This window comes from Flexivirga sp., assembly GCF_051955415.1.
GTDB lineage: Bacteria > Actinomycetota > Actinomycetes > Actinomycetales > Dermatophilaceae > Flexivirga.
The window spans coordinates 23,036-46,426 of record NZ_JBQCGS010000018.1 but is presented as its reverse complement, the minus strand read 5'-3'; the positions used below and the strand labels follow the sequence as shown (position 1 = coordinate 46,426).

General features: G+C 68.1%; 21 protein-coding genes. 3 read left to right on the top strand and 18 right to left on the bottom strand.

Translation table 11 applies throughout. From position 1 onward, the window contains the following. The first annotated feature begins 1 nt into the window (after position 1). A complete protein-coding gene (locus ACTHL4_RS03110; RefSeq protein ID WP_440281269.1) occupies positions 2-670 on the top strand; it encodes an HD domain-containing protein in 669 nt (222 codons plus the stop codon). A gap of 10 nt (positions 671-680) precedes the next feature. On the opposite strand, the gene ACTHL4_RS03105 is transcribed toward ACTHL4_RS03110, so the two are convergent. Beyond that, a complete protein-coding gene (locus ACTHL4_RS03105) occupies positions 681-2,045 on the bottom strand; it encodes an aspartate aminotransferase family protein (RefSeq protein WP_440281268.1) in 1,365 nt (454 codons plus the stop codon). A 1-nt stretch (position 2,046) separates the two neighbouring features. Beyond that, positions 2,047-3,537 (bottom strand): CoA-acylating methylmalonate-semialdehyde dehydrogenase, encoded by a 1,491-nt coding sequence (locus tag ACTHL4_RS03100; RefSeq protein ID WP_440281267.1) that lies wholly within the window; start codon positions 3,535-3,537, stop codon positions 2,047-2,049. 63 nt (positions 3,538-3,600) lie between these two features. On the opposite strand from ACTHL4_RS03100, the gene ACTHL4_RS03095 reads away from it, so the two are divergent. Then, positions 3,601-4,944 (top strand): PLP-dependent aminotransferase family protein, encoded by a 1,344-nt coding sequence (locus ACTHL4_RS03095; protein WP_440281324.1) that lies wholly within the window; start codon positions 3,601-3,603, stop codon positions 4,942-4,944. A 26-nt stretch (positions 4,945-4,970) separates the two neighbouring features. Here ACTHL4_RS03095 and gdhA read toward each other — a convergent pair whose 3' ends face one another. From gdhA to rpsO, 5 genes are all read right to left on the bottom strand, one after another. After that, entirely contained in the window at positions 4,971-6,290 is a 1,320-nt protein-coding gene (gene gdhA / locus ACTHL4_RS03090) for an NADP-specific glutamate dehydrogenase (protein WP_440281323.1), read from the bottom strand. Positions 6,291-6,430: 140 nt separating this feature from the next. Continuing rightward, positions 6,431-7,264: a hypothetical protein gene (locus tag ACTHL4_RS03085; RefSeq protein ID WP_440281266.1), complete on the bottom strand. Its 834-nt coding sequence runs from the start codon at positions 7,262-7,264 to the stop codon at positions 6,431-6,433. A gap of 101 nt (positions 7,265-7,365) precedes the next feature. Next, complete coding sequence (locus ACTHL4_RS03080) at positions 7,366-8,316, bottom strand: TRM11 family SAM-dependent methyltransferase (RefSeq protein WP_440281265.1); 951 nt, start codon at positions 8,314-8,316, stop codon at positions 7,366-7,368. A 257-nt stretch (positions 8,317-8,573) separates the two neighbouring features. Continuing rightward, a complete protein-coding gene (locus ACTHL4_RS03075; protein WP_440281264.1) occupies positions 8,574-10,991 on the bottom strand; it encodes a polyribonucleotide nucleotidyltransferase in 2,418 nt (805 codons plus the stop codon). Between the two features lie 183 nt (positions 10,992-11,174). After that, entirely contained in the window at positions 11,175-11,444 is a 270-nt protein-coding gene (gene rpsO / locus ACTHL4_RS03070; protein WP_440281263.1) for a 30S ribosomal protein S15, read from the bottom strand. 190 nt (positions 11,445-11,634) lie between these two features. Between rpsO and ACTHL4_RS03065 the strand changes: the two genes are divergently transcribed. After that, positions 11,635-12,147, top strand: coding sequence for a MarR family winged helix-turn-helix transcriptional regulator (locus tag ACTHL4_RS03065; RefSeq protein ID WP_440281262.1), 513 nt, complete (start codon positions 11,635-11,637; stop codon positions 12,145-12,147). Between the two features lie 144 nt (positions 12,148-12,291). On the opposite strand, the gene ACTHL4_RS03060 is transcribed toward ACTHL4_RS03065, so the two are convergent. From ACTHL4_RS03060 to ACTHL4_RS03010, 11 genes are all read right to left on the bottom strand, one after another. Next, entirely contained in the window at positions 12,292-13,569 is a 1,278-nt protein-coding gene (locus ACTHL4_RS03060) for a prenyltransferase/squalene oxidase repeat-containing protein (protein WP_440281261.1), read from the bottom strand. Positions 13,570-13,850: 281 nt separating this feature from the next. Then, the gene (ndk, locus tag ACTHL4_RS03055) at positions 13,851-14,267 is read right to left on the bottom strand and encodes a nucleoside-diphosphate kinase (protein WP_440281260.1); all 417 of its coding nucleotides are present in this window, start codon (positions 14,265-14,267) and stop codon (positions 13,851-13,853) included. A gap of 73 nt (positions 14,268-14,340) precedes the next feature. Further along, a complete protein-coding gene (locus tag ACTHL4_RS03050) occupies positions 14,341-15,195 on the bottom strand; it encodes an undecaprenyl-diphosphate phosphatase (protein WP_440281259.1) in 855 nt (284 codons plus the stop codon). Then, a complete protein-coding gene (locus ACTHL4_RS03045; RefSeq protein WP_440281258.1) occupies positions 15,192-15,602 on the bottom strand; it encodes a DUF4233 domain-containing protein in 411 nt (136 codons plus the stop codon). The genes ACTHL4_RS03050 and ACTHL4_RS03045 overlap by 4 nt, the downstream gene beginning before the upstream one ends. Then, positions 15,599-16,990 (bottom strand): bifunctional folylpolyglutamate synthase/dihydrofolate synthase, encoded by a 1,392-nt coding sequence (locus ACTHL4_RS03040; RefSeq protein WP_440281257.1) that lies wholly within the window; start codon positions 16,988-16,990, stop codon positions 15,599-15,601. The genes ACTHL4_RS03045 and ACTHL4_RS03040 overlap by 4 nt, the downstream gene beginning before the upstream one ends. After that, positions 16,983-17,516, bottom strand: coding sequence for an N-acetyltransferase family protein (locus ACTHL4_RS03035; RefSeq protein WP_440281256.1), 534 nt, complete (start codon positions 17,514-17,516; stop codon positions 16,983-16,985). The genes ACTHL4_RS03040 and ACTHL4_RS03035 overlap by 8 nt, the downstream gene beginning before the upstream one ends. 2 nt (positions 17,517-17,518) lie before the next feature. Next, a complete protein-coding gene (ileS, locus tag ACTHL4_RS03030; RefSeq protein ID WP_440281255.1) occupies positions 17,519-20,926 on the bottom strand; it encodes an isoleucine--tRNA ligase in 3,408 nt (1,135 codons plus the stop codon). A gap of 746 nt (positions 20,927-21,672) precedes the next feature. Then, positions 21,673-22,191 (bottom strand): GrpB family protein, encoded by a 519-nt coding sequence (locus ACTHL4_RS03025; protein ID WP_440281254.1) that lies wholly within the window; start codon positions 22,189-22,191, stop codon positions 21,673-21,675. A gap of 111 nt (positions 22,192-22,302) precedes the next feature. Next, positions 22,303-22,632 carry a hypothetical protein gene (locus ACTHL4_RS03020; protein WP_440281253.1) on the bottom strand — a complete coding sequence of 110 codons (330 nt, stop codon included), beginning with the start codon at positions 22,630-22,632 and terminating at the stop codon, positions 22,303-22,305. A gap of 43 nt (positions 22,633-22,675) precedes the next feature. Next, positions 22,676-22,987, bottom strand: coding sequence for a type II toxin-antitoxin system PemK/MazF family toxin (locus ACTHL4_RS03015; protein WP_440281252.1), 312 nt, complete (start codon positions 22,985-22,987; stop codon positions 22,676-22,678). Then, a complete protein-coding gene (locus ACTHL4_RS03010; RefSeq protein WP_440281251.1) occupies positions 22,977-23,210 on the bottom strand; it encodes a hypothetical protein in 234 nt (77 codons plus the stop codon). The genes ACTHL4_RS03015 and ACTHL4_RS03010 overlap by 11 nt, the downstream gene beginning before the upstream one ends. Between the last annotated feature and the right edge of the window lie 181 nt (positions 23,211-23,391).

Genomic DNA, 23,391 nt, shown 5'->3' with positions numbered 1-23,391 from the left:
TATGCCGGACACCGAACTGCTGGACGCCTGGGTCGTCGACGTCGACGCACTGTCCGCGTCGGCGGACTCGATCGTCGCCCGGCGTGCCGGCGCCGAGCTGCTGACCCGGTGGGCGCAGCCGCACCGCCGCTATCACACGGTGCAGCACCTGTCCGAGATGCTGGCCGCCCTCGAGCGCCTCGGTGCGGGCCTCAGTGGGCGGGACCGCCGTCTCTCCCGCGTCGCCGCCTGGTTGCACGACGCCGTGTATGACGTGCACGCCGCACCCGGCGTGATGGAACGCGACAGTGCACGGTTGGCCCGAAGGGCGCTGACGGACGTGGGTGTCGACCCTTGCGACATACAGGTCGTCGAGGACCTGATCCTGCTGACGATCGAGCACGGCACTGGTCTGCCGGGTGCGTTGGCCGAGGTTTTCACCGATGCCGACCTGGCGATCCTGGCCGCACCGGCGGATCGGTTCGACGAATACTGCGCACAAGTGCGCGCTGAGTACGCACACGTGCCGGACGCCGACTACGCGGCCGCACGCGGTGAGATCCTGGCCGCGCTGGTCGACCGGCCCGACGTCTATCGGACCCGGTTCGCCCGCGCCCGCTGGACTGCTGCGGCGCGGGCGAACGTTCGCCGGGAGCTACTCCGGCTCGGTCATGAAGGGCCCGGCGGCTAGCTCCGCTCGATCAGCCGGCGGCGTGCTGATCCGCCACGTCGAGCGCGGCGTCGATGATGTCCAGGCCGCTGCGCAGTTCGTCCTCGCTGATGGTGCACGGCGGCACGACGTGGGTCCGGTTCATGTGGATGAACGGCCACAGGCCCTCCTTCTTGCAGGCTGCTGCGAATGCACCCATCGGTGCGGCCGCCTCCCCGGCGGCGTTGAACGGCACGAGCGGCTCGCGCGTCTTCTTGTCCTTGACGAGTTCGATCGCCCAGAACATGCCGAGGCCGCGCACGTCGCCGACGCTGGCGTGCTTGGCCTTCAGCTCCTGCAGTCGCGGCTCGACGACGGTCTCGCCGAGCTTGCGGACGTGGTCGAGGACGCCTTCGTCCTCGAAGGCCTGCATCGACGCGACGGCAGCGGCGCAGCCGAGCGGATGCCCCGAGTAGGTGAGGCCGCCCGGGTAGGCCCGATCGGCGAAACGCTCGTAGGTCCGCGGGCCGAGGATGACACCACCCAGGGGCACGTACCCGGAGTTGACCCCCTTGGCGAAGGTGATCAGGTCCGGCACGACATCCCAGTGCTGGATGCCGAACCACTCGCCGCACCGCCCGAACCCGGCCATCACTTCGTCGGCGATCAGCAGGATGCCGTATTCGTCGCACAGCGCACGGACGCCGGCCAGGTAGCCGGGCGGGGGCACGAGGATGCCGTTGGTGCCGACCACCGACTCCTGGATGATCGCGGCGATCGTGCCCGGGCCCTGCAACTGCACCACGTCGCGCAGGTGCTGCAGCGCGCGCTCGGTCTCCTGCTCCGGCGAGTCGCTGTGGAACGCCGAGCGATAGGGATACGGGCCGAAGAAGTGCACCACCGGCTGACCGGTCGCTTCGTTCTCCCAGCGCCGCGGGTCACCGGTGAGCGCGATCGCTCCCCCGGTCGCGCCGTGGTAGCTGCGGTAGGCCGACAGGATGACCGGCCGGCCGGTCTGCAGCCGGGCCATCCGGATCGCGTGTTCGTTGGCGTCGGCGCCACCGTTGGTGAAGAAGACCCGGTCCAGGTCGCCCGGCGCGCGCTCGGCAATCATCCGTGCCGCTTCGCCGCGCACGTCGCTGCCCATGGCGGGCGCGATCGTCGCCAACCGCGCCGCCTGCTGCTGGATCGCCTCGATGACCTTGGGATGGCCGTGCCCGATGTTCAGGTTGACCAGCTGCGAGGAGAAGTCCAGGTAGCGGTTGCCGTCGTAATCCCAGAAGTAGGAACCGGATCCGCCGGCGATGGGCAACACATCGATATGGGCCTGCGCACTCCACGAGTGGAAGACGTGGTTCCGGTCGTCGTCCTTGACCCGCTGCGCAGCCGCCGGGTCGAGGTCCGTCATCTGTGTCATCTCAGTGGTCCGCGTTCGTCGGGAAGCCCAGGTCGATCTTCGAGCTGCCCGGGTCGGGCCAGCGGCTGGTGACGACCTTGCGCCGGGTGCAGAAGTTGATGCCCTCGGGGCCGTACATGTGGGTGTCGCCGAACAACGAGGCCTTCCAGCCGCCGAAGGAGTAGTAACCGACCGGCACCGGGATCGGTACGTTGACGCCGATCATGCCGACCTGCACATCGCGCTGGAAACGTCGCACCGCACCACCGTCACGGGTGAAGATCGCTGTGCCATTGGCGAATTGGTGGCTGTTGATCAGGTCCAGGCCCTTGTCGAAGTTGTCGACACGCACGATCGCGAGCACCGGGCCGAAGATCTCGTCGGTATAGGCGACGTTCTCCGGGCTCACGTCGTCCAGCAGCGTGCAGCCCAGGAAGAAGCCGTTCTCGCTGCGGCCGGTCCGGCCGTCGACGACGACCTTCGCGCCCTGCTGTTCTCCGCGGTCGATGTAGTCGATCACCTTCTCGCGGTGCTCGGCGGTGATCAGCGGGCCCATCTCGGAACCGTCCTGGTCACCCGGACCGATCCGCAGGGAGGGGAGCCGCTCCTTGATCGCGTCGATCAACGGGTCGGCGACCGAGCCGACGGCGACGATGACCGAGATCGCCATACAACGCTCGCCCGCGGCACCGTATGCCGCCGAAACCGCTGCGTCCGCAGCGACTTCCAGGTCCGCGTCCGGCAGCACCATCATGTGGTTCTTCGCGCCACCGAGCGCCTGGACGCGCTTGGCCGCCTTGGTGCCGGTCTCGTAGATGTACTGCGCGATGGGGGTGGACCCGACGAAGCTGATCGCATCGACCTGCGGGTGCTGCAGCAGGCCGTCGACAGCGACCTTGTCGCCCTGCAGCACAGTGAAGACACCGTCCGGCAGGCCTGCCTGCCGCCACAGGTCGGCGAGCAGGAGCGAGACCGAGGGATCCTTCTCGCTCGGCTTGAGGATGAAGGCGTTGCCGCACGCGATGGCGTTGGCGCACATCCACAGCGGGACCATCAGTGGGAAGTTGAAGGGGGTGATGCCGGCGATGACACCGACCGGTTGACGGATCGAATAGACGTCGACTCCCGTGGACGCCTGCTCGGAGAACTCGCCCTTCATCAGATTGGCTACGCCACAGGCGTATTCGACATTCTCCAGACCGCGCGCGACCTCGCCGGCGGCATCGGAGAGCACCTTGCCGTGCTCGGAGGTCACCAGGGCGGCCAGCTCGTCGGTGTGCGCGGCGAGCAGCTCACGGAACGCGAAGAGCACCTTGGTGCGTGTGGCGAGCGAGGTGTGGCTCCAGGAGTCGGCCGCGGCGCGGGCCGAGGCAACGGCGGCATCCACGTCGGCCGACGTCGCGAGCGTCAGCTCGGCCGTCTGCTCTCCGGTGGCCGGGTTGTGAACGGGTGAGGTCTCGGACGAACTGCCTGCGGTGAGTTTCCCGTCGATCCAGTGCTGTACGCGTTCCATGCCCCGAACGTTACGTGACATCACTTGCCGGCACAATAGGCATTATGTAATGTCACATAAGTGATGGATGTGCTGGCGAGACACCTGACGGCACCCACGGCACACGGCCTCGCCGACGCCGTGGCACGCGCCGTGGCGTCCGGGGCGCTGGAGCCCGGCGTGCGCCTGCCGTCGATCCGCACCATCGCGGAGTCGTTGCAGCTGTCCCCGACGACCGTGAGTTCGGCGTGGGCGACGTTGCGCCGCGCCGGCACGATCCGCACCGACGGCCGGCACGGCTCGTTCATCGCCGAGGTGGCCACGCCCCTGTCCAGCGGACGCTATCGACGGGCGGTGGGCGACCCGGTCGACTTCGCGCTGGATCTGTCGACCGGCGTGCCCGACCCGCGGCTGTTGCCGTCGTGGGGCGACGCACTGCGAGCGCTCGGTGACAGTTCGTCGCTGCACAGCTATCTGGACGACCCGGTGGTGCCCGAGCTGGGGGACGTCATCCGCAGCACCTGGCCCTGCTCCCCCGAACAGCTCACGATCGTCGACGGTGCCACCGACGCCGTGGCGGCGATCCTCGCGCAGCTGGGCGGGTTCGGCACCCGTGTGGCCATCGAGAACCCGGCGTTCCCACCGTTTCTCGACCTCTTGGAGAGCCTGGGCATGCGACCGGTCCCGGTCGAGCTGGACGAGCACGGGCCGGTGCCTGCCAGTCTGTCGGCGGCGCTCGCCGACGGTGCCGACCTCGTCGTCCTGCAACCGCGCGGGCAGAACCCCACCGGTGTCTCGCTGGTCCCCCGGCGAGCCCGGGAACTCGCGGACATCCTCACGCCCACCGGGGCGTACGTGGTCGAGGACGACTCCCTGGACGGGATTGCCGGCACCGAACTGGTCAGCCTGAGCAGCCTGCTGCCCGATCGGGTGCTGCACGTCCGCAGCTTCTCCAAGGCCTACGGGCCGGACCTGCGCCTGGCCGCGATCGGCGGTCCGTCCCGGCTGGTCGGACCGATCCAGGAACGCCGCCAACTCGGGCAGGGCTGGTCCAGTCGCCTGCTGCAGCGTCTCCTGCTGCGACTGCTCACCGATCCCTCGAGTCAGGGTGAGGTGGCGACGGCACGGGCGACATACACCTCGCGCCGGCAGGGCCTGGTCCGCGCGCTGGACGCCGAAGGCGTCACTGTTGGCGGCGACGACGGCATCAACATCTGGGTGCCGGTGTTGCACGAGGTGTCCGCCCTGCAGAGCCTGGCAGCGAACGGCATTGGTGCTGCGGCGGGTTCGCCGTTCCAGGTGGGCACCGACGCGGCTCACCGTGCACCGCACATCCGGGTCACCGCCGGGCTCGTTGCCGCGAACGTGGAGCAAGTCGCCTCCGCGCTCGGTGTCGCCGCCCGGGTGGGTGGCCCGATCGGTCGGTGATGACCGGCGGTGGCCCGGGTCGGGGATCAGATGACGCCGAGCGCCACCATCGCGTCCGCAACCTTGATGTATGCCGCCAGGTTGGCACCGATGACGTAGTCCCCCGGGTGGCCGACCGCCTCGGCCTGCGTCACACAGGTCTCGTGGATGCTGCGCATGATCTCCTGCAGCCGTTCCTCGGTCTGCGCGAAGCTCCAGGAGTCGCGGCTGGCGTTCTGCTGCATCTCCAGCGCGCTGGTGGCGACACCGCCGGCGTTGGCGGCCTTGCCGGGCGCGAAGAGCACCCCGGCATCGCGCAGGACGGCAGCAGCGGCCGGGGTGGTCGGCATGTTCGCGCCCTCGGCGACCAGCCGAACGCCGTGGGACACCAACGTTTTGGCGTCCGCCTCGTCCAGTTCGTTCTGTGTCGCGCACGGCAGCGCGACCTGGCACGGGACGTCCCAGATGGATCCCTCGGCGATGAATCGGGCGCGACTGCCGACCTGATCGACATACTCCGAAACCCGCCCCCGGCGGACCTCCTTGATCTCCTGGAGCACCTCCAGATCGACTCCCTGCTCGTCGACGACATACCCGCTGGAGTCGGAGACGGCCACGACCCTGCCGCCCAACTGGTGCACCTTCTCGACGGCATACAGGGCGACATTGCCGGTGCCGGAGACGACGACCGACATACCGTCCAGTGAGCTGTCCTTCGCCGCGAGCATCTCCTGGGCGAAGAACACGGTGCCGTAACCGGTCGCCTCGGTGCGCACCTGCGAGCCGCCCCAGGACAGGCCTTTGCCGGTGAGCACGCCGGACTCGTAGCGGTTGGTGATGCGCTTGTACTGGCCGAAGAGGTAGCCGATCTCCCGACCACCGACGCCGATGTCGCCGGCGGGCACGTCGGTGTATTCGCCGATGTGGCGGTAGAGCTCGGTCATGAACGACTGGCAGAAGCGCATCACCTCGGCGTCACTGCAGCCCTTGGGGTCGAAGTCCGAGCCGCCCTTGCCGCCGCCGATCGGCATACCGGTGAGTGCGTTCTTGAAGATCTGCTCGAACCCGAGGAACTTCACGATCGACAGGTTGACGCTCGGGTGGAAGCGCAGGCCACCCTTGTAGGGGCCGAGCGCGGAGTTGAACTCCACCCGGAAACCGCGGTTGACGCGCACCTCGCCGCTGTCATCGACCCACGGCACGCGGAAGATGACCTGACGCTCGGGTTCGCAGATCCGTTGCAGGATCGACCATTGCGCGTACGAAGAGTGCTTGTCGGCCAGCGGTGTCAGGCTCTCCATCACCTCGTGGACGGCCTGCTGGAACTCCGCCTCGCCGGGGTTGCGGGCGAGCACGTCGTCGAACATGGGACGGAAGGTGGGGTGCAAGGAACTCACGCGCCGCACTGTAGGCGTTCTGCCGAGCCGACGTCGGCGGCGTTCACTTCGTGGCCTCCGGCACGGCCCGCGTGGGTCAGGCAGGTCGCCACATTTCCATGACCGAGAGGTCAGAGGATCGCCTCCAGTTCGAGACGCAGGTTGTCGGCCCAGCGCGCGCGGGTTGCCGGCAACGTCGGCAGTCCGGGCGGTGCTTCCTCCGTGGCACGTGCTGCGAACGTCATCCCGGCCGCCGCCATCAACGACACCAGATCGGCCGGGTCACGACCGGCGAGCGCCGGCTCCGTCGCGAAGAACTCCAGTGCCGTCGGCCCCAGGCTGCCGCTCATCGCGCAGTCCATCGCGAGCAACGCGTGATCCATCCAGCGTGCGCCGCGCCGCACCTGGCCCCAGTCGATCAGCACATCACGCTGGTCTCCGAAGATCAGATTGTCGGCCCGAACGTCCCAGTGCAGCAACGCTTTCCCGTCGATCAATGCGACCGCCCGCTCCGCGTGGGCCGCCAGCTCGTCATGATGCTTCGCCCACCACGGGTCGACCTGGTCGAGCCGATCCGCGAGCAGCTTCCAACCGTCACTGAAGATCGGTGATGCACGGGCGGGCTCCACCCAGTCGGAGACGATGCCGTCGAGAACGGGGCCGACTGCTGAGAGCACCCCGCTCGCACGGCGCAGGTCCTCAGTTGACCACGGCACATCGGGTACTGCGCCGGGCAGGTCCTCGATGAGCAGCGCGACCCACTCGCCGTCGTCATACGCATCGATCAGCCTGGGTAGGTTCGGGTGGTCCGGTAGCACAACCAGGATCCGCGCTTCGTCTCGCAACAACTCCGGCGTGATGGGGTTGAGTTCCGGACCGCACGCCTTGACGAAAGCTGTTGCGCCCGAGACAGATCGCACGCGCGCGGCCGGGCCGGGCGACATACCTCCGACGCAGTCGGTCACCGCGATCACCTCACCGCCGATCTGCCGGCCGGCCCATGTTCGGACTCGCGCCGGCGCGTCTGCGAAACCGAGTCGGACGCCCCGCGCGTGCTGATGTCGACTCACGCCCGTCCTCTCTTCGGACGACGGCTGCGCCGCACGATGTATGCCGTCGGCGTGACGCCGTTGTAACGGATGACGCGCTCCCCCGAGATCTTCAGCCCCCTTGCGTGCGCGACAGATTCGGCGAAAACACGTTTGTCGTCCGACAGCAGCACCGCTCGCCCGTCGGCGGTCAGCACCCGCTCGATTTCGCGCAGGATCGCCGGGTAGAGCGACTTGTTGAGCTCGTTGCTGCCGATGCGCTTACCGAACGGCAGGTCGCTCACCACGCGGTCGATGCTGCCGTCGTCGAGGGGAAGATCAGTCGCGTCCGCCTTGAGCACTGAAACCGCCTGCCCCACGGACAGATTCGCGGCATTCTCGTGGGCAAGGCGCGTCGCTTCCGGATCTCGATCGATGCTGTATGCCGGACCACCACGCAACAACGCATCGACGATCGGCACCGTGCCGACACCGGCACACGGGTCGAGCAGCACATCGCCGGTGCTCAGCTTTGCCAGCCGCAACAAGCCCGCCGCCACCGGCCCGGGAGTCGTCGCCGGCAAACGCTGGAGCTGCCCGATGCGCCGCGACCAGTGCCACGAGCCCAGGTCGATCCGCCCGCCACCCACGTCGACGTTGAGCACCCAGTCGCTCGGATCGTTGCGCCAGCCGAGCGCTTCGATGCGCGTAATCCACTCCGACCGCGCGCCCGGATCCTTGGCGTGCACCCGGAAGCTCGGGGTCGGCACGCCCACCAGTTCGGCGGCCGCGATCACCGAATTGTCATCCGACAGTGGCAGGCTCACACGGTCGACCATCGCCGGCAATTTGTCCGGCGTCAGCGCTTCGACGCAGCGGATCAGACCCGGCGCGAGCAGTTCCGACCGCACGTCCTCCCGGTCGCGCAGGTCCCCGCGCACGAGATCCTCAAGCCCCACCGGACAGGTCAGCAACAGCGGGGTCGTCATACCAGCGAGCCTATCCGCCGTGTTTGCAGGCGACCGGCATCCCTAAATCAACACCTACTGGCGCAATCGCCGTTGAGCAGGGATTTGCAGCATGCCCAGCGCGCTCCATAGCCCGCGATCGGCATACCCGACCGACGACCGGCAACTTCCAGCATGCCCAGCGCGCTGCATAGCCCGCGATTGGCATACCCGAAACGCGAAACGGCCCGGCCGCACACTAGGTGCGACCGGGCCGTCGTCGGCTTGCTACCGGAGGATCAGTGCTCCGCGGCGACCGGCTCGGCGTCCGCCGAACCCTCGCTGCTCTTGTCACCGTCGTTGCCACGGCCGCGACCGCCGCGACGGCGGTTCCGCTTGCGCGGCTCACGATCCGACGCGTCGGCGGCCTGCGACTCCGGCGCCTCGGACGATGCCTCCGACACTGCGTCCGCAGCCGGAGCGTCGACTGCCGGCGCCTCGTCGGAAGCGGCGGCGTCCGAGCTCGAGCTCTCCTCGACGACCGCGAGCGACAGCTTGCCGCGCGGGTCGATCTCCTTGAGCTCGACCTGAACCTTCTGGCCGATCTTGAGCACGTCCTCGACGGCGTCGATCCGCTTGCCGCCGACCAGCTTGCGCACCTCGGAGATGTGCAGCAGGCCGTCCTTGCCCGGCAGCAGCGACACGAACGCGCCGAAGGTCGTCGTCTTCACGACGGTGCCCAGGAAGCGCTCACCCACCTCGGGCATCTGCGGGTTGGCGATCGCGTTGACCGCGGCACGCGCGGCCTCGGCGGACGGGCCGTCGGTGGCGCCGATGTAGACGGTGCCGTCGTCCTCGATGGACAGGTCGGCGCCGGTGTCCTCCTGGATCTGGTTGATCATCTTGCCCTTCGGGCCGATGACCTCGCCGATCTTGTCGACCGGGATCTTCACCGCGATGACGCGCGGGGCGAACGGCGACATCTCATCGGGAGCGTCGATCGCCTCGTGCATCACGTCCAGGATGTGCAGGCGCGCGTCACGGGCCTGGGTCAGCGCACCGGCCAGCACGTCGGCGGGGATGCCGGCGAGCTTGGTGTCCAGCTGGATGGCGGTGACGAACTCACGCGTGCCGGCGACCTTGAAGTCCATGTCACCGAACGCGTCCTCGGCACCGAGAATGTCGGTCATTGCGGCATATTCGGTCTTGCCGTCGACCTCGGCCGACACCAGACCCATCGCGATGCCGGCGACCGGCGCACGCAGCGGCACACCGGCGTTGAGCAGCGACAGCGTCGACGCACAGACCGAACCCATCGACGTCGAGCCGTTGGAGCTCAGCGCCTCGGACACCTGACGGATCGCGTAGGGGAACTCCTCGCGGGTCGGCAGCACCGGCATCAGCGCACGCTCGGCGAGCGCACCGTGGCCGATCTCGCGACGCTTCGGCGAACCGACGCGGCCGGTCTCACCGGTGGAGTAGGGCGGGAAGTTGTAGTTGTGCATGTAACGCTTGCGCGACACCGGCGACAACGTGTCCAGCTGCTGCTCCATGCGCAGCATGTTCAGCGTGGTGACACCCATGATCTGGGTCTCGCCGCGCTCGAACAGCGCCGAACCGTGCACCCGCGGCAGCACCTCGACCTCGGCCGACAGCGCACGGATGTCCGCCAGGCCACGGCCGTCGATGCGCACCTTCTCGCGCAGGATGCGCTCGCGCACCAGCTTCTTCTGCACCGCGCGGTATGCCGCGGAGATCTCCTTCTCGCGGCCCTCGAACGGGGTGCCCTCCCCGGCGAGCTCGGCCTTGAGCTCCTCCTTGTAGGCGTCCAGCTGCGACTCGCGGTCCTGCTTGTCCGCGATCGACAGCAGGCCACGCAGCTTCTCGGTCGCGGCAGACTCGACAGCGTTGTAGGTGTCGTCCTCGTAGTCGAGGAAGAGGGGGAACTCCTGGACCGGCTTCGCGGCGGCCTCGGCCAGCTGGCTCTGCGCCTCGCACAGCACCCGGATGAAGCCCTTGGCGGCCTCCAGGCCCTGCGCGACGATCTCCTCGGTCGGTGCCTGCTTGCCTTGGTTCTTGACCAGGTCCCAGGTCGACTCGTTGGACTCGGCCTCGACCATCATGATCGCGACGTCGTCACCGACGACCCGACCGGCGACGACCATGTCGAACACCGAGCGCTCCAGGTCGGAGTAGTTGGGGAACGCGACCCACTGGCCGTCGATCAGCGACACCCGGGTGGCACCGATCGGGCCGGAGAACGGCAGACCCGAGATCTGCGTCGACGCCGAGGCGCCGTTGATCGCGAGCACGTCGTACTGGTGGTCGGGTGTCTGCGCGAGCACCGTGATGACGACCTGGACCTCGTTGCGCAGGCCCTTGACGAAGGCCGGACGCAGCGGGCGGTCGATCAGCCGGCAGGTCAGGATCGCGTCGGTCGACGGACGACCCTCGCGACGGAAGAAGCTGCCCGGGATCTTGCCCGCGGCATACATCCGCTCCTCGACGTCGACGGTGAGCGGGAAGAAGTCGAAATGGTCCTTGGGCTGCTTGCCCGCGGCCGTGGTGGACAGCAACGTCGTCTCGTCGTCCAGGTAGGCGACGACCGCACCGGCCGCCTGCTTGGCCAGCCGCCCGGTCTCGAAACGGACCGTGCGGGTGCCGAACGTGCCGTTGTCGATGACGGCTTCGGCGAAAGTGATCTCTGGACCCTCCATTGGGCCCTCCTGTTCTTTTTCAATGAGGTCCACGCATCGTCGTTGTGCGTGGTTCTTCACACGTTCACGGGTGTATGCCGCGAGTCGGCCGCATCCTTGTCGGGCCGGCGGGCAGCACCCGCCTACGACAACAAGGCGGTCACCGGATGGGTAACCGCCTTGTCGGCATAAGTCTGGTGATGGTCAGCGGCGCAGGCCGAGACGCTTGATCAGCGAGCGGTAGCGCTCGATGTCGACGTCCTCGAGGTAACGCAGCATGCGCTTGCGCTTGCCGACCAGCAGCAGCAGGCCGCGCCGGCTGTGGTGGTCGTGCGGGTGCTGACGGGAGTGCTCGGTCAGGTCCTTGATGCGCTGCGTGAGCATCGCGATCTGGACCTCGGGCGAACCGGTGTCGCCCTCTTTGGTCGCGTAGTCGGTCATGATCTGCGCCTTGGTGGCGGTGTCCAGCGGCATGAGTGGGCGATCTCCGTTCGTCTCTTGGTTGCGCGGTGCTCCTGGGCATGTCCACCAGGGCCCTCTTGGTCCGCGGCCGGTTGCACGGCGAGGCAAGGTTATCAGCCGGACGGGGTGCCGCCCTAATCCGCCGGGGACGCGGCGGCAGCGCTGCGTCGCGCTCCTGCGCCATACGCTCTAATGGACCATCATGAGTCCGACTGGGAAGACCGAGCGAAGCCGCTACGAAGCCGAGGTCGCGGCGTATGTCGAGGCCGGCGGCGACGAGCAGGTGCAGCGCGTCGTCACCGCCGTCCACGGCCTGGCGCGGCGCCTGTCGCAGTGGTACACCCAGAACCTCTCCGACCTGGATCTGACCGCCGGCGAGTGGGCCGTCATCCGCCACCTGGCGGCGGAGGCCGACGATCACATCTCGACTCCGTCCCAGCTGGCCGAGACCGCCGCGGTCGCACCGTCGTCGATGACCCACCGGCTGGACCGGATGGCCGAGCGCGGGCTGATCGAGCGCGAACCGGACCAGGACAACCGCACGCGCATCCTGGTGCACCTGACCCGCGACGGCTGGGAGATGTTCCGCCAGGTCGTGCGTGAGTCCGACATGGTCGAGTCCGACGTGCTCGCCCAGGTCCCGGCGAACCAGCGCGACAAGCTGGCGCAGCTGCTCGAGTTGGCCATCGCCGGCCTCGACGACGCGCTCAAGTAGATCCAGTCCCTCACCGAGACGACCGTCCACCATCGACAGGACCGGCGTTTCGGGGCAGTTGTGCTCCGAAACGCCGGTCCTGCCGGTACTACAACGGTCCGCTCGGCGCAGCGGGAGCGAAGGCTGCAGCGCGCCGGACGCGGGTCAGCGACCCGAACGCAGTCGGCGTCGCAGCCCGGCTCCGGCCAGGGCCGCGCCACCGAGCACTGCCGCGCCGGCGAACAGCACACCGGTGTTGCCGTTGCCGGCCGACGGACCGTCGGTGATGATCGGCGGGCCGGTGGTGGTCGAGGTCGCGGCGGCGCTGGAGGTGGCCGACGCGCTCTGGCTCGCAGTGCCAGTCGCGGTCGACGTCGGAGCGCTCGGTGCGCAACGCAGTGCCGGTGCGGAGGCGGTGCCACCGGCGGTGATCTTCAGGTAGGGCACCTGGCTGTAGGCCAGCAGCGCCTGGGCGGTGGCCCGGTGCTCCTTGTCGCCCGGCGTCGCCTTGGCGCCCTTGGCCACCTGCGCGTCGAAGGACTTCTTGTCGAAGGCGAAGCCGCCTCGCAGCGCCGCCGGGGCGGAGCAACCGAACTGCAGGCTCTGCACGAAGCTCTTCGCCTTGGCCGCCTCCGCCGTCCGACCGGCGAGCGCGAACGCGACCGCGGCCAGTCCGGTGCTGTTGGTGTTGGCGCCGGAGACCGCCGCGGGTTCGATGACGCCGCCGTTCGCCCCCTGCTGACCGGCGATGAAGTTGACCGCTTTGGTGAGCTGGGCCTGGTGGCCGCCGGCGGCGGCCAGCGCCTGCACCGCGAGTGACGTGGCGTCCGTGTCGCCGGAGCACGATCCGGTGAATGTCATCCGGAAGCCACCGTCGGCGCACTGCTGCTGGAGCAGGAAGTCGACAGCCTTGGCGTCCGTCTGGCCGGCGCGGATCAGGCCGACGATCGCCAGTGACTGGCCGATGGTGTTGGAGTAGTCGCCATACTGCGACGTGTCCTTGAACTGCCCCGTGGACTGCTCCAGCGACTTCAGGTCCTTCAGGTAGGCGGCGGTGGGCAGACCTTGCGCCTGCGCGAACACCAGCAACTTGGCGGTAGCTCCGGCATACGCCTCGTGCGGGTCGCCGCCGGTGCGGTAGGCCGGGGCGTTCTTGCTGACGTATGCCGCCGCCCGCTGCGCCTCGGACTGTCCGGTCCGGGCCGAGTCCAGGCCGAGGATCGCGTCGATCGTCAGGCCGTAGTCGGCGTAGCTGGCGGTGCCGGCACTGACCGAGAAGTGGTCGCCACCGGCGGCCAGTTGCTGCGCCAGGAAATGTGCCCCGGTCGTGCCGTCCGGCTGGGCCGCCCGCGCCGGTGCGGCCGCCGCGAAGCCGGTCAGGCCGACACAGGCCACGGCGAGGGCGCCCGTGAGACCCGCACGGGTGCGAAGAGTCGATGTCATTGAGTGAGTGCCTTCCACGAGATCACGCGGCCCGCAGAAGTGTGCGCCGGGCAGTCTCGCGGAGCCGCGACGAGATCGCCGGTGGACGCACAGGTGCTCCGGCTCGCCGACGGGGTACGACGCCCGGTCGGCACACGGTTGCGGGTCAGCGCCGGATTCGCACCGGCTTTCCCTGCATGTTCGCGTCCAGTGCGGAGCTTAGCGGCAGGCGGTGACCGCTCCGCGACCACCGTCCCCGCGAGAGTCGCGAGCGATGCACGCGTGCGGGACAGGAACCAGCTTCAGGAACGCGGGAACCAGATGCCGATCTCGCGCTCGGCGGACTCGGGAGAATCCGAGCCGTGGACGATGTTCTGCTGCACCGGCAGGCCCCAGTCGCGGCCGAGGTCGCCCCGGATGCTGCCGGGTGCCGCGCCGGTCGGGTCGGTGGCGCCGGCGAGCGCACGGAAGCCTTCGATGACCCGCTCCCCCGTCACGATCGCGAAGGTCGCCGGACCGCTGGCCATGAAGTCCACCAGCGGCTGGTAGAACGGCTTGCCCTCGTGCTCGGCGTAGTGCTGCGCGAGCCGGTCACGGTCCGCGGTCATGATCTGCAACGTGTCCAGCGTGTAGCCCTTCGCCTCGATGCGGCGCAGGACCTCGCCGGTGAGGCCGCGGGCGAATCCATCGGGCTTGACGATGACGAGGGTTCGTTCCATGGCTCACATTCAAGCGGACGCCGGGTATGGCGGGCACGCTGGGGCCGTCCGCTACGGCGGACCGGGGATGCGGCTATGCCGCGACCTTGCCCAGCACCAGTAGGCCGAAGAGGAAGACGGCCAGCGCGATCCGGTAGTAGACGAACGGCCGGAAGTTGTGGTGCGAGATGTATCGCATGAACCACGCCACCACGGCGTAGCCCACGACGAACGCCAGCACGGTGGCGATCGCGATCTGCCCCCAGCCGTCGCCGTCGCTGCCGTGCAGGTCCTTGAGCTCGAAGAGCCCCGACACCACGACCGCGGGTATGGCGAGCAGGAATGAGTAACGGGCCGCGGCACTGCGGGTGTAGCCCATGAAGAGTCCACCGGAGATGGTGCCGCCGGACCGGGACACTCCGGGGATGAGGGCCAGCGCCTGCCAGAGGCCGAAGCGGATGCCGTCCTTGACGTCGAGGTCGTCGAGCGTCTTGCCGTGCTCCTCCTCGTTATCCGCGCCGTGCCCCCGGTCGTCCACCGACGCGTCCGCGACGGCGATGACGATGGCGAAGATCAGCAGCATGCTGGCGGTCACCCACAGGTTGCGCAGCGGCCCCTCGATGAAGCCCTTGAAGACCAGGCCGAGGATGCCGATCGGGATGGTGCCGACGATGACCAACCAGCCCATCCGGGCATCGGGGTCCGAACGCGGCACCTTGCCGGCGACCGACAGCGCCCACTGCTTGAGGATCTGGACGATGTCCCGCCAGAAGTAGACGATCACCGCGGTCTCGGTGCCCAACTGGTTGACTGCGGTGAATGCCGAGCCACCACCGTCGTTGCCCCAGAAGAGGCGCCCGACGATGAGTTGGTGGGCGGAGGACGAGATCGGCAGGAACTCGGTCAGTCCCTGCACGATCCCCAGCACGATCGCTTCGAACCAGGTCATTCCGGAGGCGTCTCCTCGTGGCGGGCGGTCAAGGCGTCCATCTTGCGGCCCTGGACCAGGGCGGTGACCCACAGTGCCAGGAACATCACGCCGACGACGAACATCATCGGCAACACGAAACCCGCGAGCAGCGTCGCGATCTCGACGATCCAGCCGAGCGTCACGCCCCACGGCCGGCGCAGCGTGCCCGCCGCGACGACGCACAGGACGGCCAGCACCAGGCCGATCACCAGGTATGACGTGTGGGCCGTGTCGTGCTGCGCCTTGGCGATCGCCCAGGCGACGAGCGCGCCGAGGAAGACCACCACGGTCTGCGACCCGACGACGACGCCCGCGAAGCGGCGCGTCATACGGTCGCCGACGCCGTGGACGAGAACGTTGCCGATCAGCCCACTCCCGGCGCTCATGCCTGAGTGACGCCGAGCAGCGCTCGGACGTCGGCGGCGGTCTGGATCGACCCGGTGGCCAGCACGCCACCGGCGACGCCGCCCTCGTCGGCGAGCTCCGCGGCGCGGTCGATCGCGTCGGCCATGCCGGGCACGACATCGACGCGGTCCTCGCCGAAGATCTCGACGGCGACAGCACCCAGGTCCTCGGGCCGCATGCTGCGGTGCGACGAGTTGCGAGTGATCACCACGTGATCCAGGACGGGTTCCAACGTCGAGAGCATGTCCTCGGCATCCTTGTCGGCGAAGATCGCCAGCACCCCGACCAGTTTCACGAAGGTGAACGAGTCGTTGAGTGCGTCGCGTAACGCACGGATACCGGCGGCGTTGTGCGCCGCGTCGACCAGCACGGTCGGCGAGCGCCGGACGATCTCCAGCCGGCCGGGTGAGTCGAGATCGGCCAGCGCGGCGCGCAGCACGTCGATGTCGAGCGCCCGCTCTCCCCCGCCGAGGAACGCCTCCGCCGCGGCGACGGCCGTCGCGACGTTGTGCGCCTGGTGGTCGCCGAAGAGCGGCACGTAGAGCTCCGGGTAGACCGCTGCCAATCCCCGGACAGTCAGCTGCTGGCCGCCGACGGCCTGGTCGCGTTCGAGCACTTCGAAGTCGATGCCCTCACGCTTGGCCGAACCGCCCACCTCGGCGACGCGCTCGGCGATGAGTTCGTCGACGCCGGGCTCCTGATTGCCGACGACGGTGATGGCGCCGTCCTTGATGATGCCGCGCTTCTCCAGGGTGATCTCCTCGACCGTCGAGCCGAGCAGCCGGGTGTGGTCCAACGAGACGGGCGTGATGACCGCGACGTCACCGTCGGCGACATTGGTGGCGTCCCACTGCCCGCCGAGTCCCACCTCGACGATCGCGACGTCGACCGGTGCGTCGGCGAAGGCGGCGTAGGCCATCACCACCAGGATCTCGAAGTACGTCGTCGTGGGCTCCCCCGCCGCGCGGGCCTCGTGGTCGATGATCTCGACGTAGGGCAGCACGTCGTCATACGTGGCGATGAAGCGTTCGGGGTCGATCGGCTTGCCGTTCAACGCGATCCGCTCGCGCACGTTGTGCAGGTGCGGCGAGGTGAAGCGACCGGTGGACAGGCCGGTCTCGCGCAGGATCCGCTCGACCGCACGGGTCGTGGTCGTCTTTCCGTTGGTGCCGGTCAGATGCACCATCGGGAAGGAATGCTGTGGGTCGCCGAGCAGCTCCATGATGCGGCGCACGCGCTCGAGCGACGGCTCCGGGCTGGACTCGGGCGTCCGTCCCAGGATCGCCTCCTCCACCTCCCGCAACCGCTTGCGGATCTCCAGCTGATGCGCGGCTTCGCGCTGCGCGGCGTCGGGTCGACCACTAGCCATGTGCACCATCCAACACCGTCGCGTCGGGGTCGTCGTCGAGTGGCAGGTGGATCCACACCGAGTCGGGCACACCGCCGCCGGTGCTCTCCCGCCCGGTCTCGGTGAAGCCGGAGTGCTCGTAGAAGCCGCGCGCGTGGTCGTTGCCGTCCAGGTAGGACAGCACCATCTCGTCATACCCGTCGGCCTTCGCCTTGGCGATGGCCGCGCGCATCAGCATGCCGCCGACGCCGGCGCTCTGGAACTCCGGCAGCACGTACAGCTTCCACAACGCCAGATGCCCGTCGAGCGGCCCGACGGACGTCATACCGACGATGTCACCGTCGTATTCGGCGACCGTGACCCGGCCGGCGCGTATGGCGGGGATCGTCGCGTCGGCGGTCCACCACTTGGCCAGGCCCATCGCGACGTAGTCCTCGCCCGCGATCGGCCCGTAGGTGGCCGGCCAGGTCTGCTGGCCGACCTCGATCACACCCTGGAGGTCGTCACCGGTCGCTGCCCGCAGCAGCACCCCGCTTGCCACCTTCATCGCTACTTCCCCTCTGCTGCAGATCCCGTTGCGGCGTGCGCGGGAGACTCGACGCGCTTGACCGAGATCGACACGTGCTTGCCGCCACCCAGGTCGGCGTCGACGGCGCCCGGCAGCTCGTGCCCCGCCCCCGCCGACCCGAACTGCACCGCCAGCGTCTCACGCATGATCAACTGCTGGTGGGTAACGGTCGCCTGCCAGGCGTCGTCGTCGCCGGCCACGCCGAGGCTGATCCGGTCGCTCACGTCGAGGCCGGCGTCCCGGCGGGCCTGCTGCACCGCGCGGATGATGTCGCGGGCCACGCCTTCGATGCGCAACTCGTCGGTGACGTCGGTGTCCAGCACCACGAAGCCGCCGCCGGGCAGCATGGCCGGCACCTGGCCGGCCTGCGCCTGGTCGGTGACGACCGACTCAAGAGTGAATTCGCCCTCCTGCAAGGGCAACCCGCCGCTCGTCACCGTGCCGTCCTCGGCGACGGACCAGTCGCCGGACTTGCTGCCCTTGATGGCGCGCTGGACGTCCTTGCCGAGACGCGGGCCGGCCGCGCGGGCGTTGACGGTGAGCTTCTGCTCGATGCCGAAGTCGGCCTCGCTGGCCTCGGCCAGATCGACCAGCCGCACCTCGCGCACGTTGACCTCGTCGGCGATCAGGTCGCTGAAGTCGCCCAGGGTCGCGGCGTCGTCGACGACGACCGTCAGCGCGGCCAGTGGCAGGCGCACGCGCAGCTGCTGCGCCTTGCGCACCGCCAGCGTCGTCGAGCAGACCGCGCGGGCACGGTCCATCGCCGCGACGAGTCGCTCGTCGGCGGGCAGGTCGGTGGCGACCGGCCAGTCGGTGAGGTGGACCGACCGGCCACCGGTCAACCCGCGCCATACCTGCTCGGTGGTGAAGGGCAGCAGCGGTGCGGCGACCCGGCAGACGGTCTCCAGCACGGTGTAGAGCGTGTCGAAGGCCGCCTGCGAGTCGTCGTCCGCGCCCCCCGTGGACCAGAAGCGTTCGCGGGACCGGCGGATGTACCAGTTGGTGAGCACGTCCAGGAAGGTCTGCACCGCGTCGCACGCACCGGCGACGTTGAACTCGTCCAGGTTCATGCGGACGGTCTCGACCAGCTCCCTGGTCTTGGCCAGCACGTAGCGGTCCATCACGTTGGCCGAGTCGGTGCGCCAACTCCCTTGCGCCCCAGCGGCGTTCGCATAGAGGCTGAAGAAATACCAGCTGCTCCACAGCGGCAACAGCACCTGCCGGACACCGTCGCGGATGCCCTGCTCGGTGACGATCAGGTTGCCGCCGCGCAGGATCGGGCTGCTCATCAGGAACCAGCGCATCGCGTCCGCGCCGTCACGGTCGAAGACCTCGGACACATCGGGGTAGTTGCCCAGGGACTTGGACATCTTCTGGCCGTCGCTGCCAAGCACGATGCCGTGGCAGATGACGTTCTTGAACGCCGGACGGTCGAACAGGGCCGTGGCCAGGATGTGCAGCGTGTAGAACCAGCCGCGCGTCTGACCGATGTATTCGACGATGAAGTCCGCCGGGTAGTGGTGCTCGAACCATTCGGCGTTCTCGAAGGGGTAGTGCACCTGGCCGTAGGGCATCGACCCCGAGTCGAACCACACGTCCAGCACGTCCTCGACCCGCCGCATCGTCGACTTCCCTGTCGGGTCATCGGGATTGGGCCGGGTCAGCTGGTCGATGCCGGGGCGATGCAGGTCGTCGACCTTGACCCCGAAGTCACGCTCGAGCTCCTCGAAGGACCCGTAGACATCGATCCGTGGGTGTGCCGGGTCGTCGGACTTCCAGACCGGCACCGGGCTGCCCCAGAACCGGTTGCGGGTGATCGACCAGTCGCGGGCGTTGGCCAGCCACTTGCCGAACTGGCCGTCCTTGACGTTGCCGGGCACCCAGTTGATCTCCTGGTTGTGCGCAAGCATGCGCTCCTTGAACGCCGTGACGTTGACGAACCAGGAGCTGACTCCCTTGTAGATCAACGGGTTTCGGCACCGCCAGCAGTGCGGGTAGGAGTGCTCGTAGGTCTCGCGCCGGAGCAGGACCGTGCCGGGCGTGACGCTTCCCGCGCTGGTCGAGTAGGGCGAGCCGCTAGGCGAGGCCGTATCGAGGCCCGGGGCTTGGTCTCGATACACTCCCCCGCTTCGCTCCTCCGCTACTCGACCGGCGCTGGTGGCGGCCTTGAGATCGTCGATGATGTGCGGGTTCGCGTCGAAGACGAGCATGCCCTCGTATTCGGTCACCGGGTGGGTGAAGCGCCCGTCGGGACCGACCGGCATGACCGGCTTGATGCCCTCACGTTCGGTGACGATCATGTCGTCCTCACCGAACGCGCCGGCGCTGTGCACCAGGCCGGTGCCGTCCGTGGTGGTGACGAAGTCGGCCGGGACGACGCGGAAGGCGTTGTCGTGGTCGGTGAAGTAGGTGAACGGCGGCGCATAGACCGACTCGAGCAGGTCATTGCCGGTCAGCCGGGCGACGACATACGGCTCGGGGTCGGCCTTGGCGTCACCGAAGAGCTCCTTGGCGTATGCCGCCAGCCGCGCGTGCGCGATGACATAACGCTGGGCGGTGCCAGTCGGCAGGTCCGTCTCGACGACGACGTAGTCGATGTCCGGCCCGACCATCACCGCGAGGTTGGACGGCAGGGTCCACGGCGTGGTGGTCCAGGTGAGGAAGTAGGCACCTTGCAGGACGTCGAGTTTGCTGCTGGTGCAACGGAATCCGACGGTGACCGCAGGATCCTGACGCATCTGGTAGACGTCCTCGTCCATCCGCAGCTCGTGGTTGGACAGCGGCGTCTCGTCGTTCCAGCAGTAGGGCAGCACCCGGAAGCCCTCGTAGATCAGCCCCTTGTCGTAGAGCTGCTTGAAGACCCAGATCACCGACTCCATGTAGTCGGGGTTGAGTGTCTTGTAGTCGTTGTCGAAGTCGACCCAGCGGCCCATCCGCTCGACATACTCACGCCACTCGTCGGTGTAACGCAGCACCGAGGCGCGGGCCGCCGCGTTGAACTTGTCGACCCCCATCTCGACGATCTCGTCCTTGGTCTTCAGACCGAGCTGCTTCATCGCCTCCAGCTCGGCGGGCAACCCGTGGGTGTCCCAGCCGAACCGGCGCTCGACCCGCTTGCCACGCATGGTCTGGTAGCGCGGGATGAGGTCCTTGACGTAGCCGGTGAGCAGGTGGCCGTAGTGCGGCAGGCCGTTGGCGAAGGGCGGACCATCGTAGAAGACGAACTCGTTGTCGCCGTTCTTCCCGGGCTCGCGCTGCTCGACCGACGCACGGAAGGTGTCGTCGGCCGCCCAGTACTCGCGCACGGCCTTCTCGATCGCCGGGAAGTCCGCCGACGACGAGACTCCGTGCGGTTCGGATGCGGTCAGATCGACCTTCGGATAGGTCATGCGAGTGCTTCTCTTTCGCGGTCGGCTCGTCCTGCTCGAGGACGACGCCTGCCCGTCGGGCCGGCACCGCGGTACCACCTCGCTTGTCGTATGGCGAAAAGGGCTCGTCATACGACCGCTCGTGCATGAGCTGTGACGGGCTCGTCCCGTCCGGTTCTACTGGGCACCCGCCGTTGACAGGCACGGACGCTGTTCTTCCGGAAGCTCGCCGCTGATGACGGCTCGAACGCTGCTGCCCGCATTCTATTCGTCCGAGCTCTGGGTCTCCAACTTGATTGCAGGCAAGCCCGCTGTCGGGCGCGAGCCTGTCGGTGTCACAAGGCGCCCCCGTCCCGGTTGCGGAGCCGGACGGTGCCTACGGGACGGCGATCGTCCGCTCAGAGCCTGGATTCGGCTACGACCTGCGGCGTCACCGGTGGTGGAACCTCTTGCGGGGTGTCGGTCTCATTCGTCGGCGGTCTATCAGCACATGCCTGAGGAGCTGGAAGGGCTACGTCGAGAGGTCAACGGATGTCGCGATCCTCGTCTTTCGCGACATCCGTTGACCTCTCACCGTCGACTGTCCGACTGTTACGTTGCAGCGGCCGATCGTCACGCGCCGCGTGACCATCATCGGGTCGCGTGTGAAAACGCAGCTACTTGTCGGCACCGTCGTTGTGCCGATCGGCAATCACTTGGCGTGCGCGGTCGCCGATCGCCATGCGGAGCATGGACGTGCGTGGATCGGTGTAGCGGGCGGAGGCTGGCTACTTGTCATAGGCAGTCGCGGGTGGCAGGCCTCGTGCGGCGCGGGCATGGTCAACGAGTTCGTGAATGACCTCTGTTTTCGCATCGTTGTACGAGACGCCGTCCTGCCATGCAGCTTGGGCTGCGGCTACCTTCGCGGCTTGGTAACGCGATGCATCCGCAGGGTGCTCGCGCGGCCAGTCGCGCAGGACGCGTTGATTGACCGATTCCCATCGCTCGCGCGTGAAGAAGTGTGCGATGCGTGTGCGACGCCCGTTGTGCTCGTAGATCATCACGGGGTGCGTGCGGACGCGGCTGGCGACTTTCCAGCCGCCAGACTCCAGAGCTGCGCGATGCGCGTTGAAGTCGTCCAGGCCACGGATGCAAACGGCGAGATCGATGATCGGCTTGGCCGCGAGCCCGGGAACGGAGGTGGAGCCGATGTGCTCGATCAGCCACTCGTCGTTGCCCAGGCTGCGCACCTCGTTCGCGGCGATCTCGAACTGGTGGGGCCAATCATGGTCATACGGCACGAGCACGCTCTCACACTAGACGGGTGTACACGCGCACGACGCCGCACGCGGATCGTCGTAAGGTCACGCTCCGCGTCTGATGTTGGAGTGCGAAGGCTTCTCGAACCTCTCGGAGGGTCACCTTCTGTTCCCAATCAACCTGCAGCTTCTGTCGATTCTCGGCTTGGATCGTCTCGACGGACTGGTGTGGGTTTCGTACCAATACAGAGAGAGGAATGGGCCGACCGGGTGTGAAGCGAGATCCGCCGACGACACGATCTGGACCTTGATCGGCGCCTCCGCGAGGTCTGTTGTGGCGTCGTAGCGCTCCAGGGTGTGGACAGACCATGTCGGGGTGGCATCGCTGATGCCCAACCCCTCCAGCTCAGCCCTGGTGCGCGGCGGGCCAGGCGCATATTCGTTCTCGCGATCCGGATTCTTCTCCAGATCATGGATCCGCACCAGCACGTGAGCTACGACGGATTCGTGCCCGGGATCCGGGTGGTGGGGATCAGAGCTCAAGAACGAGACGAAGCGCGGCGTCCACTCGCCTCAGCTCGCCGAACGTCAGGTGCCCGGCGCTGTCTCCCAGCCGCGTTGGGTCTATCGCAACGGTCTGTTCCACCAGCACACGCGTAATACGCCCGCCGATCTCGACCTCGGGCCTGAAGCTCGCGGCGCGTGCCGACGTCGACGTCGGCGCCACCAGCCACGTCGACAGGGGGAATTGATCGGACTGGACAACTACCGCGTACCGGCGATACCGCTGCTCATGCCCGCGCACATCGCGAGAAGCACGCAGCCGATAGACCTCACCACGCACGCAGGCTCTCCATGTCCCGGAGCACCTGCGCGGCTTCGGCGCGGTCCTGCTCATCCGCGGCAAGGGATTCAGCCTCGGCACGAAGTGCCTGGCGCGCGCGTTCGCGAGCAGCTTCGATCAACGCTGTCCGCACCGCCGTCGAGACCGACGTGCCGTCGCGCGTCAGCGTTGCCAAAGCCCTTGCCGCATCCTCATCGGGACGGAACGTAATAGTGTCGGCCATGATCCAAGTGTACTACATAACGTAAGACACGCTTGTTGCCGCCGGCCACCGATATCACCGTGGCGCGACCATGGTCGCCGAGCAGGTCGTGCTGCGGTCGAGCAGCACCCTCACGGTCCGGTCGACGACTTGAACCCCCACTCTCCAGTTGCTGACCCGTTGATCGGTCGTCGACACGGTG